We start from the raw sequence: 17,002 nt of genomic DNA, 5'->3' as shown, positions 1-17,002 counted from the left end.
GTGCGGGTGATGGGAGTCGATCCCGGGTTGACGCGTTGCGGCCTGTCGGTGATCGAGAGCGGAAAGGGCCGACAGGTCACCGCGCTCGACGTGGACGTGGTCCGCACCGCCGCCGACCTGCCGCTGCAGAAACGCCTCCTGGTGATCAGCGACGCCGCTGAGTACTGGATGGACACCCACCGTCCCGATGTGATCGCGATCGAGCGGGTGTTCTCCAACCAGAACGCCAACACCGCGATGGGCACCGGGCAGGCCGGTGGCGTGATCGCGCTGGCCGCCGCCCGCCGCGACATCGACGTGTACTTCCACACCCCGAGTGAGGTCAAGGCCGCCGTCACCGGCAACGGTCGCGCCGACAAGGCTCAGGTCACCACGATGGTCACGAGAATCCTTGAGCTGCAGCAGAAGCCGACACCCGCCGACGCCGCGGACGCGCTGGCGCTTGCGATCTGTCACTGCTGGCGGGCGCCGATGATAGCCAGGATGGCCGCGGCCGAGGCGATGGCGGCCCAGCAGCGCCGTAAGTATCAGGCCCGGTTGAAGGCGGTGCGCGGATGATCGCGTCGGTTCGTGGTGAGGTCATCGACATCGCGCTCGACCATGCGGTCATCGAGGCCGCCGGGGTCGGCTACAAGGTGATGGCGACGCCCGCCACGCTGGCCACGCTGCGCCGCGGCGCCGAATCCAGGCTCATCACCGCGATGATCGTGCGCGAGGATTCGATGACCCTGTACGGGTTCCCCGACGGAGAGGCCCGGGATCTGTTCCTGACCCTGCTCGGGGTGTCCGGCGTGGGCCCCAAGATCGCGCTGGCGACGCTCGCCGTCCACGATGCCCAGGCGCTGCGTCAGGCACTGGCCGACGGCGACGTGACCGCACTGACCCGAGTGCCCGGCATCGGCAAGCGGGGCGCCGAACGGATGGTGCTGGAGCTTCGCGACAAGATCGGGCCGGTCACGCCCACCGCGGCCGGTGGATTCACCGGCCACTCGGTGCGCGCACCGGTGGTGGAAGCCCTTGTCGGCCTTGGTTTTGCGGCCAAACAGGCCGAGGAGGCCACCGACAAGGTGCTGGCCAACGATCCGGAGGCCACCACCTCGGCGGCGTTGCGGGCGGCGTTGTCGATGCTTGGTAAGAAGTAGGCATGGGCCGATTCGACGACGACGCCGCCGCCGATGAACCCGACGACCGGGAGGTGTCACCGGCGCTCACCGTCGGGGAAGGCGATATCGACGCCAGCCTGCGGCCCCGCTCGCTCGGCGAGTTCATCGGTCAGCCCCGGGTCCGCGAGCAGCTGCAACTGGTTCTCGAAGGTGCCAAGAACCGCGGCGGCACACCGGATCACATCCTGCTGTCCGGTCCGCCGGGGCTGGGTAAGACGTCGCTGGCGATGATCATCGCCGCCGAGCTGGGTACCTCGCTGCGGGTCACGTCCGGGCCCGCGCTGGAACGTGCCGGCGACCTGGCCGCGATGCTGTCCAACCTGGTCGAACACGATGTGCTGTTCATCGACGAGATCCACCGCATCGCCCGGCCCGCGGAGGAGATGCTCTACCTGGCGATGGAGGATTTCCGCGTCGACGTCGTCGTCGGGAAGGGGCCGGGCGCCACCTCGATCCCGCTGGAAGTCGCGCCGTTCACCCTCGTCGGCGCCACCACCCGGTCGGGTGCGCTCACCGGACCGCTGCGGGACCGGTTCGGTTTCACCGCCCATATGGATTTCTACGAGCCGACCGAGTTGGAGCGGGTGCTGTCCCGGTCGGCGGGCATCCTCGGTATCGAACTGGGCGCCGAGGCCGGCGCGGAGATCGCCCGGCGGTCCCGCGGCACACCGCGGATCGCCAACCGGCTGCTGCGCCGCGTGCGCGACTATGCCGAGGTGCGCGCCGACGGCGTCATCACCCGCGATATCGCCAAGGCCGCCCTTGAGGTGTACGACGTCGACGAGCTCGGCCTCGACCGGCTGGACCGCGCGGTGCTGTCCGCGCTGACCCGCAGCTTCGGCGGCGGGCCGGTCGGGGTGTCCACGCTTGCGGTCGCGGTGGGAGAGGAGGCGACCACGGTCGAGGAGGTCTGCGAGCCGTTCCTGGTCCGCGCCGGCATGGTCGCCCGCACGCCGAGGGGGCGGGTGGCCACTCCGCAGGCCTGGACTCATCTGGGCCTGCGACCGCCGGTTACCGGCCTCGGCCAGGCCGGGCTGTTTGAATAGCGGCATGCTCACCGCCGGTTTGGTCTTCGCTGCGCTGGCCGCAGCCCTGCACGTCTACATCTTCGTGATGGAATCGCTGACCTGGACGTCGCCGCGCACCCGCGCGACCTTCGGTACGACGGCCGAGGAGGCCGAGGCGACCAAGGAGCTGGCCTTCAACCAGGGTTTCTACAATCTGTTCCTTGCGATCGTCACGGCTATCGGCATCATCGCAGTAGCGTTGGGGCACAATGGCGTTGGTGCGGCACTGATCCTGGCTGGGGTCGGATCGATGCTTGCGGCCGCGGTGGTGCTGCTGGCCTCATCGCCCGATAAGGCGCGCGCGGCTGTCACCCAGGGCGCATTGCCGTTGGTCGCAGTGGTTTTGGTGGTGGCGGCGCTGCTCGGTTAAGCGGCCGGCTTGTTGACCACGATGTGAACCTCTCGGGTGAGAGTCCGTATCCCGCCCGGTAGCGGCGGCGCCGTGGAGCGGTAGGTGGCTCCGGTGGGGGTGATGTATTCGGTGGTGTGACGGCCGTTCTCGTCGACACCGGCCACCACCGTCCAGCCGGGGCTTTCCTTCACGTAATTGCAGCGTTCGCAGAGGCCCTGACCGTTGGCGGCGCTGGTGGGCCCGCCACGGTGGTGCGGCGTGATGTGGTCGAAGTGACGGATGGGGGCGTTGCAATAGGGGGTGCGGCAGGTCTGGTCCCTCGTGGCGATCAGCCGGGCGAGGCCTTTGGGGAAGCGCCGGGCCCGGGATTCCATCGCGACCAGTGCTCCGGTGTCGGGGCGAGCGTAGAGCCGCCGCAGAGAGGCCCAGGAGTCGTCATTCACGACGGCGCGCTCGATCATCCGACGTGCCATGGTGGCCGGGATGGGCCCGTAGCCCGACAGATGCGCCGGTTGCGCACTACCGCCCAGCAGCGTCTCGTCGGAAAGCACGAGGCTGACCGTGACGGGAATCGGGGTGGCGGTGTCGCGGCCGGTGACGCGGGCGACGAACGTGTCGGCCATGGCCTGACCGCGGTTGCGGCCGTCGGAGCACTCATCGGCCGCCTGACTCAGCGTGGCCTGCACTGTGGCGGCATCGGCCGCGGGCAGCACCGCGGTCACGATCGCCATGGCGTCCGGGGCGGGGCGGAACCTGACGTCGCGGTCTTCGGGTGCCCTGGTGGCGCGGTCGATCACGGCCTGCGGGTCCAGCCGGCAGACAATCTCCTTCGCGGACGCCCTCACCCGCGTATCGCCGAGACCGAGCAGTGCGGTGGTGTCGGCGCAGAGTTCGTCGTCGAGGCGGCGCCGGTCATCGGGTGACAGGCAGGCCGCTTCCCGCACGATCAGCTGTGCGCGCCATTCGGTAAGCGTCCCGGACCGCAACGCGGCCAGGGTGTGGGGCAGGTCATGGACCAGGATTCGGGCGTCGTTCAGATGCTGCGTGCCGCGGGTCGGCGAGTCCTGGCGGGCGAGACCGATTTCGGCGCCGAGGCCGCGTCCGCGGCGCCTGAGCGGGATCCCGGCGGCGGATTCGGCGGCGTGGCGCGCCGTGTCAAGAGCCACGGTGACAACGGCCTGCTCGGCCGCCGCGGCCGATTTGAGGCGCTCCAAGTCGGCGAGGCGATGACGCAGCGTGGCCTGATCGGCACCCGAGGTGAACTGCGTCAACCCGTCGTCATCGAACATGGATCGGACTATGCCACGGGGGTCTGACAACTTTGCTGCCCCGCGCGCCGGTTCCTGGCTGCGGTGACCGTTTGATGCAGCAGGACGGCGATGGTGGTTGGGCCGACTCCGCCGGGCACCGGCGTGATGAGCCCGGCCTTTTCGGAAGCGGCGGCATACTCGACGTCTCCGACGTTGCCGGGGTTGTAGCCGGCGTCGATCACCACCGCTGCCGGTTTGATCCAGTCGCCCTTGATGAGTTCGGGTTGGCCGACCGCGGCCACGACAATGTCCGCGTCCGCGACGATCCGGGGCAGGTTCGTGGTGCGGGAGTGACAGTAGGTCACGGTGGCGTCCCTCGCGAGCAGCAGCATCCCGACGGGCTTGCCCAGGATCGGGCTGCGGCCGACCACGACCGCATGCAGGCCGGTGGGAGCGACATCGTAGGCGTCGAGCAGGCGGATGATCCCGGCCGGCGTGCACGAATGGAACCCGGCTCCACCGAGAGCCATCGCCGCGAACGACGCTTTCGTCACGCCGTCGACGTCCTTGCTCGGCGCGATGGCTTCGAAGACCGCGCGCTCGTCGATCGATGCGGGCATCGGATGTTGGACCAGAATGCCGTCGACGTTCTGGTCATCAGAGAGAGCCGCTACCAGGGCGATGACATCGTCGGTGGTCGCCGTCGCGTCCAGGTGGTATCTGCGTGAATCCAGTCCGGTGCTGCGGCAGCGGTTGACCTTCATCCGGACATAGGTGTGCGAGGACGGGTCATCGCCGATCAGAACTGTTGCCAGACAGGCCTTTCAGCCGGCCTCCTGCTCGAACTCGGCCGCCCGCTCTTGGGTTTCGGCCAGAATGGTGCCGGCGACATGTACTCCGTCGATGATTGTTGCGGCCATAGAGCTGCTCCTCACGAGTGAGGAGCACCCAGGCGGTCGATGCGTCCAGATTCTGCTTCCCGGTGGTGTTCCACCTGCGCCAGTCGCCAAACTGCATTCTACGTCCGATTGGCCGCGGTCCGGATGGGACCGCGGCCGCTCAGGGGGATCTTCCCTTGTGGGGAAGTTGGTTACAGCAGGCCGAGCTGCTGCAGGTTGGTGATGTACTGGACGATGACCGGCGCCGTGACGTGTGGAATGTCCTTGTCGGGCCCGATCTTTGCTTCCTGTACCGCGTTTCGGAAGACGTCGGTGGGTGCCATCGCGCCGTTGAGGGCAACGCCGGGCTGCTGGTAGTTGTGCAGCAACGGCAGCAGCGAAGCCTGGCGCTGCTTGTCGGGCAGGGCCCGCAGCGTGGTCTCGAACCGTTGCAGCCAGGTGGCGTAATCGTCGATCCGGTGCACCGGGTAACCGGCCTCGATCAGCCAGTCGACGAACTCGTCGAGACCGATACCGTCGTCGTAGGGGTTCATCACGTGATAGGTCTCGAACCCCTGGCTCGAATCCTGAGTCACGCGCACGCCCAGCGTCGAGATGGCCTCGGCGATGAATTCCACGGGCAGGCCGTCGTAGTGGGCGCGTTGGCGGTTGCCGTCGGCGTCGAGTTGGTAGAACGAGCCGGGGGCGATGCCGGTCGCGACCAGGCTGAACATCATCCTGGTGAACATGTCGGGCAGGTTGAGCTGGCCGGTGTAGGTGGTGTCGGCCAGGATCATGTCGCAGCGGAACACCGCGACGGGCAGGCCGCACAGATCGTTGGCTTCGCGCAGCAGGACCTCGCCGGCCCATTTGCTGTTGCCGTAGCCGTTGGCGTAGGAGTCGTCGACCCGCCGGGTCGGGCTGATCACCCGGATGTCGGCATCTTCGACGAACTCGCCGGGCTCGATGCCCGCGCCCACACCGATCGTCGACACGTAGACGAACGGTTTGATGGTGGTGGTCAGCGCGATCCTGACGAGTTCGGCGGTGCCCAATGCGTTCGGTCCGAACAGCTGGCTGTAGGGCAGCACGTGGTTGACCAGTGCGGCCGGGTCGACGATCAGGTCGACGTCATCGGCTAGCCGCTGCCAGGTGGCGCGGTCCAGACCGAGATCGGCCTCGCCCTTGTCGCCGGCGAGCACCTCGAGGTGCTCGGCCGCCAGTTCCCGGTAGTGGGTAAGCAGTTTCGGGTCGCCGGTGTCGAAGGTCTTGTCCAGTCGGGCGCGGGCCTCCTGGTCGGACTTCGCCCGGACCAGGCAGATGACCTTGCCGTCGACCAGATCCATCCGCTCCAGCCATTCCAGGGCCAGGTAGCGGCCCAGGAAGCCGGTCGCGCCGGTCAGCAGCACGGTGCGGACCTCGGCGGGTGCCTTGGGCAGCGATGGTGCGGCGGCCAGGGTGTCGGCGTCGATGAACTTGTCCAGGGACAGATCGCTTGCGTGCACCTCGGTGGCGTCCCGGCCGTGCACCAACGCGTAGGTCGGCCGCTTGGAACCGTGCCGCTCGCCGTCGATGTAGGCGGCGATGGCGGCCAGGTCGGTGGCCGGGCTGACGATCACGCCGACCGGCACGTCGACATCGAAGATCTCGTGGAGCAGATTCGAGAAAGTCAAGGCCGACAGCGAATCGCCACCCAGATCGGTGAAGTGCGCGTCGGGCCGCAGGTCGCCCGCGGAGGCGCCGAGCAGGGCGCCGGCGGCGCGGCCAACGGTGTCGAGCACCGGTCCGGTTGCGCCGCTGCGGCGCAGCTCGCGCAGCTCGTTGGCCTGGACGTCGGCCAGCTCGGTGTAGAGCTGCTCCAGACGATCGCCGTAGTGCGCCTTCAGTTTCGGCCGAGCCAGCTTGCGGATACCGGTCAGCAGGCCGTTCTCCAAAGTGAAAGGCGTTGTCTCGACCAGAAAGTCGCGTGGGATCTCGTAGGACTGCAGACCGGCGGCGCGCGCCGCGTCCTGCAGGGAGTCGCCGATCGCCGCCTTCGATGCGGCCGGATCGGTCGGCACCACGACGGCGAGCAGGTAGGAGCGGGCACTGTTGCCGTAGATGTAGATCTGGCGCACCAGCGGGCTGTCGCCGAACACCGCCTCGAGCTTGGACACGGTGACGAACTCGCCCTGCGAAAGCTTGAGCACATTGTTGCGGCGGTCCAGGTATTCGACCTGATCCGGTCCGAGCTCGGCGACGATGTCACCGGTGCGGTAATACCCGTCCTCGTCGAACATCTCGGCGGTGATCTCGGGACGCTTGTAGTAGCCGGGGAACATCTGCTCGGATTTGATCAGCAGCTCACCGCGCGGATGGGGCTGATCGGTGCGGAAGTAGCCCAGGTCGGGCACGTCGACCAGCTTGTAGTCGATCACCGGCGGACGCTGGATGTGTCCGTCGACGAAGACCGAACCCGCCTCGGTCGAGCCGTAGCCCTCCAGTAGGTGCATGTCGATCAGACTCTCCACCCAGGTCTTCATCTCGGTGGAGATCGGCGCCGAACCGGTCAGCGCCGATACGAACCGTCCGCCCAGGACGTTGTCCCGCACGTCGGCGAGGACGGCGCCTTCGGATCCGGGGCCGCGCTGATCCAGCCGGCTCTGGTACTCCTGGAAAAGCATGTCCCAGATGCGCGGTACGAAGCTGAGCTGAGTCGGTCGGACCAGGGCCAGATCCTGCAGGAAGGTGGACAGGTCGCTGCGGGCGGCGAAGTAGGCCGTGCCGCCGGAACTGATGGTGCCGTAGAGGATTCCGCGACCCATGACGTGGCTCATCGGCATGAAGTTGAGGGTGATGGCCGGCAACACGCTCTGGTTCTCGTCCCAGCTGGCCTTCGAGGCGATGTTCCACATGTTGGCCACCTTGCGTTCCGGGTACATCGCGCCCTTCGGCGTCCCGGTGCTACCCGATGTGTAGACCAACAGGGTCAACGGATCGTCGTACCCGGACACGTACAGCGGCGCATCGGCCAGGGTCCGGCCACGGTCGAGCACGTCGGTCATGGATTCGACGACCACGCCGGTGCCGGAGAGGGCGGCCTTGGCGGCCTCGAACGCCTCGTGCTGGTCGTCGACCTCCGGCCGGTAGTCGAAGACGACGAGCCGTGCCGGCGTGGCCCCGGTGACGATGAGTTCGACTGCGTCGTCGAGGAAGTCGACGCTCGAGGCGATCAGCTTGGGTTGGGTCTCGGCGACGATCGGCTGCAGCTGCGCGACCGGAGCGCTGGTCTGCAGCGGTACCGACACCGCGCCGAGTTCGATCAGGGCGATATCGATCGTGGTGTAGTCCACGCTGGTGAATCCGAGGATGGCGACCCGGTCGCCGGGCTTCACCGGATGGTTGTGCCAGGCGTTGGTGACGGCCTGGACCCGGCCGCCGAGCTGACGGTAGGTGATGGTCTCGAAGCGCGGCAGCAGTTCGGCCGTCGTGCGGCCGTCCGCTCCGGTGACCAGTTCGACGGCGCGCTGTCCGAGCGCGGGCCGTTCGGCATAGCCGGTCATGACTTCTCTGACCACCGCGGGAAGGCGAAGGTCCGGATTGTCGGCTGCCGAGCTGACGGCATCGCTGGGACGGGCGTCGGCAAACTGCTGGTCGGTGGCGTACAAATGTGCGAGCCGACGTTGGAGCCGGTCCTCGCGGGTTTCGTTCGACAAAATTATCCCCTGAGCAAATCAAATCGTTAGTAGGCGGTTGCGACGCCTACCAATAACTACGTTAGTAAAACTAACTATATTCCGATATGCCAGCTCAGGGAGTGCGATATGCATCACCCCCGGACCGGTGCGGCCCGGGGGTGATGCGAGGCGGACTCAGAGCAGGCCGAGCTGCTGCAGATCGGTGATGTATTTGACGATGACCTCCCTGGTGACGTGCGGAATGTCCTTGTCGGGCCCGATCTTGGCTTCCTGTACCGCGTTTCGGAACACGTCGGTGGGTGCCATCGCGCCGTTGAGTGGAACGCCGGGCTGCTGGTAGTTGTGCAGCAACGGCAGCAGCGAGGCTTGGCGCTGCTTGTCCGGCAGGGCCCGCAGCGTGCTCTCGAAGCGCGCCACCCACTCGTGGTAGTCGGCGATGCGCTGGATCGGGTAGCCGGCCTCGACCAGCCAGTCGACGAACTCGTCCATGCCGATGCCGTCGTCGTACGGGTTCATCACGTGGTAGGTCTCGAAGCTCTCGACCGATTGCGCGCCCAGCGTCGAGATCGCCTCGGCGATGAACTCCACCGGCAGGCCGTCGTAGTGGGCCCGCTGCCGCTTCCCGTCGGCACCCAGCTCGTGGAAGGAACCCGGTGCGATACCGCTCGCCACGAGGCTGAACATCATGCGGGTGAACATGTCTGGCAGGTTGAGCTGACCGGTGTAGGTGGTGTCGGCCAGGATCATGTCGCAGCGGAACACCGCGACGGGCAGTCCGCACAGGTCGTTGGCCTCGCGTAGCAGCACCTCGCCGGCCCATTTGCTGTTGCCGTATCCGTTGGCGTACGAGTCGTCGATGCGGCGAACCGGGCTGATGGCTCGAATATCCCCGGACTCGACGAACGTTCCCGGCGAAACCTGGTCGCCCACACCGATCGTCGAGACATAGGTGAACGGCTTGATCTTGGTGGTCAACGCGATCCGGATCAGCTCGGCCGTGCCGAGCGCGTTGGGCCCGAACAGCTCGCTGTAGGGCAGCACGTGGTTGACCAGGGCCGCCGGGTCAACGATCAGATCGACCGTGTCGGCCAGGCGTTGCCAGGTGTCGCGGTCGAGGCCCAGATCGGCCTCGCCCTTGTCGCCGGCGAGCACTTCGAGATGGTCGGCTGCCAATTCCTGGTAGTGCGCAAGCAGTTTCGCGTCACCGCTGTCGAACGTGGCGTCGAGCCGGGCCCGCGCGTCGGCATCGGACTTGGCGCGCACCAGGGCGATCACCTTGCCGTCGACGAGATCCATCCGCTCCAGCCACTCCAGGGCCAGGTAGCGGCCCAGGAATCCGGTGGAGCCGGTCAGCAGCACGGTGCGGACCTCGCTGGGAGCCTTGGGCAGCGACGGCGCCGCGTCCAAGGTTGCCGCATCGATGAACTTGTCGAGCGTCAGGTCGGCCGCACTCACCTCGGCGGCGTGCCGCCCGTGTACCGACGCAAATGTCGTTCGCTGCGAACCTGTGCGTGCGGACTCGATGTGCGCGGCGATCGCGGCCAGATCGTTGGCCGGGCTCACGATGACGCCGACGGGCACCTCGACGTCGAAGATCTCCTGCAACAGATTGCCGAAGGTCAACGCCGACAACGAATCGCCACCCAGGTCGGTGAAGTGCGCGTCGGGCGAGACGTCGGCGACGGATGCGCCGAGCAGGGCGCCCGCGGCCCGGCTCACGGTGTCCAGCGCGGGCGCGTCGGCGCCACTCTGGCGCAGCTCGCGCAGCTCGTTGGCCTGGACGTCGGCCAGCTCGGTGTAGAGCTGCTCCAGCCGATCGCCGTAGTGCGCCTTCAGTTTTGGCCAGGCCAGCTTGCGGATACCGGTCAGCAGACCGTTCTCCAGCGTGAAAGGCGTTGTCTCGACCAGAAAGTCGCGAGGAACCTCATAGGACTGCAGGTCGGCCGTCTTGGCCACCTCCTGCAGCGACTCGGCGATGGCCTGTTTGGAGACGGTCGGATCGGTCGGCACCACGACGGCCAGCAGGTAGGGCCTGGCGCTGTTGCCGTAGATGTAGATCTGGCGCACCAGCGGGCTGTTGCCGAACACGGCTTCCAGCTTGGCCACGGTGACGAACTCGCCCTGCGCGAGTTTGAGCACGTTGTTGCGCCGGTCGACGTATTTCAGCCGATCGGGCGCGATCTCGGCGACGACGTCACCGGTCTTGTAGAAGCCGTCCGCGTCGAACACACCCGCAGTGGTCTCCGGGCGCTTGTAGTAGCCGGGGAACAGGTTCTCGGTCTTCACCAGCAGCTCTCCGCGGGGGTGGGGCTGATCGGTGGCGAAGTAGCCCAGGTCGGGCACGTCGACCAGCTTGTAGTCGATCACCGGTGGGCGTTGCACCTCGTCGTCGAAGAGCACCATGCCGGCCTCGGTGGAGCCGTAGCCCTCCATCAGGTGGATCTGCAGGAACTCCTCGAGCCAGGCCTTGAGCTCGGCCGAGATGGGCGCGGAACCGGTCAGCGCCGAGATGAACCGGCCGCCGAGCAGGTTGGTCCGCAGATCGTCGGCCACCTCGGCTTCGACGGCGGTGCGGTCGGCGCCCTCGGTCAGGCGGTGGTCGACCCGGCTCTGGAACTCGCCGTGGATCATCTCCCACACCCGGGGCACGAAGTTCAGTTCGGTGGGCCGCGACAGGGCCAGATCCTCCAGCAGGGTGGACAGGTCGCTGCGGGCCGCGAAGTAGGCGGTGCCGCCCGCCGCCAGCGAGGCGTACAGGATGCCGCGGCCCATCACGTGGCTCATCGGCATGAAGCCGAGGTTGATCGCCGCGACGGACTCGCCGAACCATGCCTTGCTGTTGCGGCGCCAGAACTTGGCGACCGCGCTCTGCAGGTACATCGCCCCCTTGGGCGCCCCGGTGCTGCCGGAGGTGTAGATCAGCAGCGCGAGCGGGTCGGGCTCGTCGAGCCGAGGGGCAGGCGCCTGCGGCAGGTCGCGGCCGCGCTCCAGCAGGTCGGCCAGGGTGTCGAGGGAGGCCGGGCTGCCGGCCTGCGCGAGCTGCGCGCGGGCCGCGGCCAGGGCGTCGCGGTGCTCGTCGACCTGTGGGTGGTAGTCGAAGACGACCAGGTGGGCCGGGGCGTAAGCGGTCAGGGCCAGCTCAACGGCGTCGGCGAGATGGTCGGTGCTCGCGGCGATGACCCGCGGTTCGGTTTCCACCACGATCGGGGCCAGCGCCGAGGCCGACGAACTGGTCTGCAGCGGTACGGAGACCGCGCCGAGCTGCCCGAGGGCGGTGTCGATCGCGGTGTAGTCGGGGCTGGTGAAGCCCAGGATGGCGACCCGGTCACCGGCGGACAGACCGGACTCGTGCCATGCGGCCGCGACGGCGCGCACGCGCTCCCACAGTTCGGCATAGGTGATGGTGTCGAAGCGGGGGAGCAGCTGGGCGGAGGTCCGGCCGGTCTCGGGATCGGTGACGAACTCGAGGGCACGCTCGGCCAGCGCGGGCCGGTCGGCGTAGCCCTGCAACACGGTCTGGACGATCTGGGGAAGGGTGAGTCCGGGTTCGTCGACGGCGGCGGTGATCGCATCGCTGGGTTTGGCGGCAGCGAACTGCGGATCGGTGGCGGTCAGTTCGGCGATGCGGCGCGCTAGCCGCTCTTCACGCGTTTCAGTCGACATAGAGTTCCTCTTTGGAGATAGCCGGATAATCGGCGGCGCGACACTGCGCCCAACGCTTTACTACGTTAGTAAAACTAAACTTATTTCCGGATTCACCGTCAGCGCGCTGTCAATGTCCTGTGAATCGGGCGGATCCGCCGTCTCTGTCGAGAAACGCCTGTAGCGCAATGTGATTCACATCGCATTTGGCCCGGCTCAGTGAATCGCCGGGATCGCCGGGTGCGGAGCTCTCCGACCGGCCAGCACCTCGACGGCGGTTTGCGGATCGGGTATCGCGATGAGCAGATCCCTGGTCGCGGCCAGCGCGTCCGGGGACGGCTGGACACCGCCGACGGCGTCGGCCAGATCGAGCAGATGCACCGTCGCCTCCATCAGCGCCACCTCGGCGACCACGGCCAGCGTCGTGGTGCCGACGACCGGATAGCGAATGACCTGCCGATCGCCATCGGCCACATCGGCCACATCGGTCATGTCGCGTCATGTCGCGGATCCGGATCGTGATCACACCGCATTCACCCAGCTTAAGAGCCGCCGGCGCGGTTACCCGCGGTAGCGAATGGGTACCCAGCGAACCGACCAGAGGAGGCATCATGTCCGAATTCGATACCCGTGGTGGCCGCATGCGGATGCCGCGCAGTCGCGGCGCGGCCAGCGGATTTCTGCTGGTGCTGCTGGGGATCTGGGGTGCGTTGATCCCGTTTGTCGGGCCCTACTTCGACTTCGCGTTCACCCCCGACCAGGCCTGGGCCTGGACGACCGCCCGCGGCTGGCTGGAGGTACTTCCCGGCGCGATGAGCGTGCTCGGCGGGCTGCTCCTCCTCGGCTCGCGCAACCGGGCCACCGCGTCACTCGGCGGCTGGCTCGCCGTGATCGCCGGCGCGTGGTTCGTGGTGGGGCGGCTGCTGGCCGGACCGCTGGGCCTCGGTGAGGCCGGTACGCCCGCCGCCGTCACCGACGCCAAGCGGGTGGCGCTCGAGCTGGCCTACTTCTCGGGCCTCGGCGCGGTGATCGTGTTCCTCGGCGCGTTGGCGCTGGGCCGGCTGTCGATCCGCAGCGTGCGTGACCTTGAGCATGCTCAGCGGCCGATCGAGGTTGCCCAGCCCCGCGAAGCCGTGGCGGTGGCGGAGGCACCCACCACCGAGATCCCGGCCGAGAAGCGTCGGGGTGCGGGTGGATGGTTCGGACGCCGTCACACCCACGCGCACTAGAGATCGCGCAGGATCAGCTCGAGTACGTCGAGGCCTTCGACGAGCAGTTCATCGCTGATGGTCAGCGGGGGCAGGAAGCGCAGCACGTTTCCGTAGGTGCCGCAGGACAACACGATGACTCCGGCGGCGTGGGCGCCCGCGCACAAGGCCTTGGTCAGGTCGGCATCGGGTTCGGTGGTGCCGGCCTTGACCAGTTCCATCGCGATCATCGCGCCGCGGCCACGCACGTCGCCGATGCGGTCGTCCTCGGCCTGCAGCCGGCCCAGCCGATCCTTCATCAGCTGTTCGATCTGGCGGGCCCGGTCCACGAGCCGGTCGGATTCGATGGTCGTGATGGTGGCGAGCGCCGCGGCGCAGGCGATCGGATTGCCACCGTAGGTGCCGCCCAGCCCCGACGCGTGCGGTGAGTCCATGATCTCGGCCCGCCCGGTCACCGCCGACAGCGGCAGGCCGCCGGCGATGCCCTTGGCGGTGACGATGAGGTCCGGATCGATGCCCTCATGCTCGCAGGCGAACATCGAGCCAGTGCGGGCGAACCCGGTCTGCACCTCATCGGCGATGAAAACCACACCGTTTCGCCGGCACCAGTCCAGCAGGGCGGGCAGGAAACCGTCGGCGGGAACGATGAAGCCGCCCTCACCCTGGATCGGCTCGATCACGACCGCGGCCAGATTGTCGGCACCGATCTGCTTATCCATCACGTCGATCGCGCGCTTGGCCGCGAGCTCGCCGTCGGTGGCCAGTTCCTTGCCGAATTCGGCGTCGCGGAACGGATAGGACAGCGGCGCGCGGTAGATCTCGGGGGCGAACGGGCCGAACCCGTGCTTATAGGGCATCACCTTGGCCGTCAGCGCCATCGTGAGATTGGTGCGGCCGTGGTACGCGTGGTCGAACGCGACGACCGCGGGCTTGTGGGTATACGCGCGGGCGATCTTGACGGCGTTCTCGACGGCTTCCGAGCCCGAGTTGAACAGCGCCGAACGCTTCTCGCCGCGCACCGGCGTGAGCCGGTTCAGTTGCTCACAGACCGCGACGTAGCCCTCGTAGGGCGTGACCATGAAGCAGGTGTGGGTGAAGGCGCCTACCTGGGCCGTCACGGCCTCGACCACCCGGGGGGAGGAGTTGCCGATCGTGGTGACCGCAATCCCGGAACCAAGGTCGATCAGCCGGTTGCCGTCGGCGTCCTCGACGATGCCGCCACCGGCCCTGATGGCATAGACCGGCATGGTGTTGGCGACACCGCGGGCGACCGCGGCGGATTTACGATCGATGAGGGCCCGCGATGCGGGGCCCGGTATCGCGGTGGCCAGATGACGGCTCTGTTCGGGATGGCTCAACACGGACTCCTGCGAACGGACGGCGGCGCGGGAACGAGTACGGTCGAGCCTAGTCGGGTCGGGTGGCGGGCGACCCGTTTTACCGCCGAAGGTGCAGGGGAGCCCCGGGGGCTGGGTGCTGGGCTGCGACAATGGCAGACTGGACGACTACGAGGCGCCGTGACCGGCCAGGTCCGCGTGCCGTGAATACGACTCGAACGAAAGACAGTGCTGCCATGGATCTGGTTATCTTCCTGCCCCTACTGATCATCATGGGCGCATTCATGTTCTTCGCGTCGCGGCGTCAGAAGAAGGCGATGCAGGCCACGATCGATCTGCACAACTCACTGCAGGTCGGTGACCGGATTCACACCACATCGGGCCTGCAAGGCACGATCACCGGTATCGCCGACGACACCATCGACCTGGAGATCGCGCCCGGCGTCGTGACCACCTGGATGAAGCTCGCGGTCCGGGACCGGATCGAGGCCGAAACCGACGACATCCACGTCGAGGACGACGAGGACGAGGTGGACAACGAGGCCGAGACCAAGGCCACCGAGCTCACCGAGAGCGCCGGCGTGACCGATACGGACGGTCTGAAGAAAGACTGACAGCAGAGCACCCAGGACAAGCACGTACGCTTTGCGGTGCTGACGAACTGATCTCAAGGAGACCCAAGCAACGTGGCATCGCCTTCGGCTCCGGTGCACCCTGCCCGCTATCTGACGCTTTTTCTGGTGCTGCTGGTTGGCGTCTACTTACTGGTGTTCCTCACCGGTGACAAGCAGTCCGAGCCCAAACTGGGCATCGACCTGCAGGGCGGCACCCGGGTGACACTGACCGCACGCACCCCCGACGGCTCGGCCCCCACCCGCGACGCCCTCAACCAGGCCCAGCAGATCATCAGTGCCCGGGTGGACGGGCTCGGTGTGTCGGGCTCTGAAGTCGTCGTCGACGGCGACAACCTGGTGATCACCGTGCCCGGCAACGACGGCAACGAGGCACGCAACCTGGGCCAGACCGCCCGGCTGTACGTGCGCCCGGTGGTTCACGCGATGCCGGCCAAGCCGGCCGGGCAGGAGGGCGCCGCGCCTGGGGCTCCGGGTGCGCCGGCACCGGGGGCTCCCGCCGCGCCGGGCGCACCGGGGCTCATTCCCGGAATGCCAGGGGCTCCGGGCGGAGCCCCGGCACCACAGCCACGCCCCTATCCGCTGGATCCGGCGCCCACGCCGGGCGAACCGACCCCTGCGCCCGCGCCGGGGACACCCCCGGCCGCGCCGCAGCCCGCGAAGCCCGGCGACCCCAAGGCCGACCTCGCCCAGCGCATCGCCGACGAGAAACAACTCCGGCAGAGCACCGATCAGTCGATCCAGATCCTGGCGCTGCAGTTCCAGGCGACCCGGTGCGGTGAGGACGATGTGCTGGCCGGCAACGACGACCCGAACCTGCCGTTGATCACCTGCTCCACCGACGGACAGACGGTGTACCTGCTCGACAAGTCGATCATGAGTGGCGAGGAGATCCAGAACGCCACCTCCGGTCTGGACCAGCAGCAGGGTCAGTACATCGTCGACGTCGAGTTCAAGAGCGGCGGGGCCAAGACCTGGGCCGACTTCACCGCGGCCAATGTGGGCACCCAGACCGCGTTCACACTGGACTCGCGGGTGGTCAGCGCCCCCGAGATCCGTGAGGCCATCCCCGGTGGCAACACCCAGATCACCGGACAGTTCAACGCCGACACGGCGAAAGAGTTGGCCAACGTGCTCAAGTACGGCTCGCTCCCGCTGTCGTTCGAGTCCTCGGAAGCCGAAACCGTCTCCGCCACACTGGGATTGTCCTCGCTTCGGGCCGGTCTGATCGCCGGCGCCATCGGCCTGGCCGCGGTGCTGCTGTACTCGCTGCTGTACTACCGGGTGCTCGGCGTTCTGGTCGCACTGTCCCTGATCGCCTCCGGCGCCATGGTTTTCGCGATCCTGGTGCTGCTGGGCAGATATATCGGCTACACACTCGACCTGGCCGGTATCGCGGGTCTGATCATCGGTATAGGTACGACCGCGGACTCGTTCGTGGTGTTCTTCGAACGCATCAAAGACGAGATCCGCGAAGGGCGTTCGTTCCGGTCAGCGGTGCCCCGCGGTTGGGCCAGGGCCCGCAAGACCATCGTTTCGGGTAACGCGGTCACCTTCCTGGCCGCCGCGGTGCTGTACTTCCTGGCGATAGGCCAGGTGAAGGGTTTCGCGTTCACCCTGGGGCTGACCACCGTCCTCGACCTCGTCGTGGTGTTCCTGGTGACCTGGCCGCTGGTGTACCTGGCCTCCAAGTCGCCGACGATGGCCAAGCCGTCGCTGAACGGTCTCGGCGTGGTGCAGCAGATCGCGCGGGAACGCCGGGCAGCTTCGCATGCGACCGCGGGACGGGGATAGAC

13 protein-coding genes and 1 riboswitch are annotated in these 17,002 nt (G+C 67.5%); of the genes, 7 read left to right on the top strand and 6 right to left on the bottom strand.

What is annotated here, in order from left to right; all coding sequences use genetic code 11:
• The 4 genes from ruvC to ACWDTP_RS02275 are packed head-to-tail and all read left to right on the top strand — an operon-like array spanning position 1 to position 2,600.
• The gene (ruvC, locus tag ACWDTP_RS02290) at positions 1-558 is read left to right on the top strand and encodes a crossover junction endodeoxyribonuclease RuvC (protein WP_450016156.1); all 558 of its coding nucleotides are present in this window, start codon (positions 1-3) and stop codon (positions 556-558) included.
• Positions 555-1,142: a Holliday junction branch migration protein RuvA gene (ruvA, locus tag ACWDTP_RS02285; RefSeq protein WP_450016154.1), complete on the top strand. Its 588-nt coding sequence runs from the start codon at positions 555-557 to the stop codon at positions 1,140-1,142. The genes ruvC and ruvA overlap by 4 nt, the downstream gene beginning before the upstream one ends.
• Positions 1,143-1,144: 2 nt before the next feature.
• Complete coding sequence (gene ruvB, locus ACWDTP_RS02280; protein ID WP_450016152.1) at positions 1,145-2,209, top strand: Holliday junction branch migration DNA helicase RuvB; 1,065 nt, start codon at positions 1,145-1,147, stop codon at positions 2,207-2,209.
• A gap of 4 nt (positions 2,210-2,213) precedes the next feature.
• The gene (locus ACWDTP_RS02275) at positions 2,214-2,600 is read left to right on the top strand and encodes a DUF1304 domain-containing protein (RefSeq protein WP_450016150.1); all 387 of its coding nucleotides are present in this window, start codon (positions 2,214-2,216) and stop codon (positions 2,598-2,600) included.
• On the opposite strand, the gene ACWDTP_RS02270 is transcribed toward ACWDTP_RS02275, so the two are convergent.
• The 5 genes from ACWDTP_RS02270 to ACWDTP_RS02250 all read right to left on the bottom strand — a co-directional run bounded on the left by ACWDTP_RS02270 (position 2,597) and on the right by ACWDTP_RS02250 (position 12,521).
• Positions 2,597-3,871, bottom strand: a complete 1,275-nt coding sequence (locus ACWDTP_RS02270; protein WP_450016148.1) for a DUF222 domain-containing protein — start codon at positions 3,869-3,871, stop codon at positions 2,597-2,599. The two genes, ACWDTP_RS02275 and ACWDTP_RS02270, sit on opposite strands and share 4 nt — an antisense overlap.
• 8 nt (positions 3,872-3,879) lie before the next feature.
• A complete protein-coding gene (locus tag ACWDTP_RS02265; RefSeq protein ID WP_450016287.1) occupies positions 3,880-4,647 on the bottom strand; it encodes a bifunctional 5,10-methylenetetrahydrofolate dehydrogenase/5,10-methenyltetrahydrofolate cyclohydrolase in 768 nt (255 codons plus the stop codon).
• 124 nt (positions 4,648-4,771) lie between these two features.
• A riboswitch (ZMP/ZTP riboswitch) is annotated at positions 4,772-4,849 on the bottom strand.
• Between the two features lie 73 nt (positions 4,850-4,922).
• Positions 4,923-8,405 (bottom strand): carboxylic acid reductase, encoded by a 3,483-nt coding sequence (gene car / locus ACWDTP_RS02260; protein WP_450016146.1) that lies wholly within the window; start codon positions 8,403-8,405, stop codon positions 4,923-4,925.
• 156 nt (positions 8,406-8,561) lie between these two features.
• Positions 8,562-12,050 carry a carboxylic acid reductase gene (gene car / locus ACWDTP_RS02255; protein ID WP_450016144.1) on the bottom strand — a complete coding sequence of 1,163 codons (3,489 nt, stop codon included), beginning with the start codon at positions 12,048-12,050 and terminating at the stop codon, positions 8,562-8,564.
• A 195-nt stretch (positions 12,051-12,245) separates the two neighbouring features.
• Positions 12,246-12,521, bottom strand: a complete 276-nt coding sequence (locus ACWDTP_RS02250; RefSeq protein WP_450016143.1) for a hypothetical protein — start codon at positions 12,519-12,521, stop codon at positions 12,246-12,248.
• A gap of 119 nt (positions 12,522-12,640) precedes the next feature.
• On the opposite strand from ACWDTP_RS02250, the gene ACWDTP_RS02245 reads away from it, so the two are divergent.
• Positions 12,641-13,258, top strand: a complete 618-nt coding sequence (locus tag ACWDTP_RS02245; protein WP_450016141.1) for a hypothetical protein — start codon at positions 12,641-12,643, stop codon at positions 13,256-13,258.
• Here ACWDTP_RS02245 and gabT read toward each other — a convergent pair.
• On the bottom strand, positions 13,255-14,595 hold the full coding sequence (gene gabT, locus ACWDTP_RS02240) for a 4-aminobutyrate--2-oxoglutarate transaminase (protein ID WP_450016139.1): 1,341 nt from the start codon (positions 14,593-14,595) through the stop codon (positions 13,255-13,257). The two genes, ACWDTP_RS02245 and gabT, sit on opposite strands and share 4 nt — an antisense overlap.
• 215 nt (positions 14,596-14,810) lie before the next feature.
• On the opposite strand from gabT, the gene yajC reads away from it, so the two are divergent.
• Both yajC and secD read left to right on the top strand, forming a co-directional pair.
• Positions 14,811-15,188, top strand: a complete 378-nt coding sequence (yajC, locus tag ACWDTP_RS02235) for a preprotein translocase subunit YajC (protein WP_450016137.1) — start codon at positions 14,811-14,813, stop codon at positions 15,186-15,188.
• Positions 15,189-15,260: 72 nt separating this feature from the next.
• Positions 15,261-17,000, top strand: coding sequence for a protein translocase subunit SecD (gene secD / locus ACWDTP_RS02230; RefSeq protein ID WP_450016135.1), 1,740 nt, complete (start codon positions 15,261-15,263; stop codon positions 16,998-17,000).
• The last annotated feature ends 2 nt before the right edge of the window (positions 17,001-17,002 follow it).

Source organism: Mycobacterium sp. NPDC003449 (assembly GCF_053588415.1).
This window is presented reverse-complemented; position numbering and strand designations above follow the sequence as displayed.

Coding starts and splice junctions, on each gene's coding strand:
- ruvA (WP_450016154.1), top strand. CDS start 555: ATGATCGCGTCGGTTCGTGGTGAGGTCATCGACATCGCGCTCGACCAT.
- ruvB (WP_450016152.1), top strand. CDS start 1,145: ATGGGCCGATTCGACGACGACGCCGCCGCCGATGAACCCGACGACCGG.
- ACWDTP_RS02275 (WP_450016150.1), top strand. CDS start 2,214: ATGCTCACCGCCGGTTTGGTCTTCGCTGCGCTGGCCGCAGCCCTGCAC.
- ACWDTP_RS02270 (WP_450016148.1), bottom strand. CDS start 3,871: ATGTTCGATGACGACGGGTTGACGCAGTTCACCTCGGGTGCCGATCAG.
- car (WP_450016144.1), bottom strand. CDS start 12,050: ATGTCGACTGAAACGCGTGAAGAGCGGCTAGCGCGCCGCATCGCCGAA.
- ACWDTP_RS02250 (WP_450016143.1), bottom strand. CDS start 12,521: ATGACCGATGTGGCCGATGTGGCCGATGGCGATCGGCAGGTCATTCGC.
- ACWDTP_RS02245 (WP_450016141.1), top strand. CDS start 12,641: ATGTCCGAATTCGATACCCGTGGTGGCCGCATGCGGATGCCGCGCAGT.
- yajC (WP_450016137.1), top strand. CDS start 14,811: ATGGATCTGGTTATCTTCCTGCCCCTACTGATCATCATGGGCGCATTC.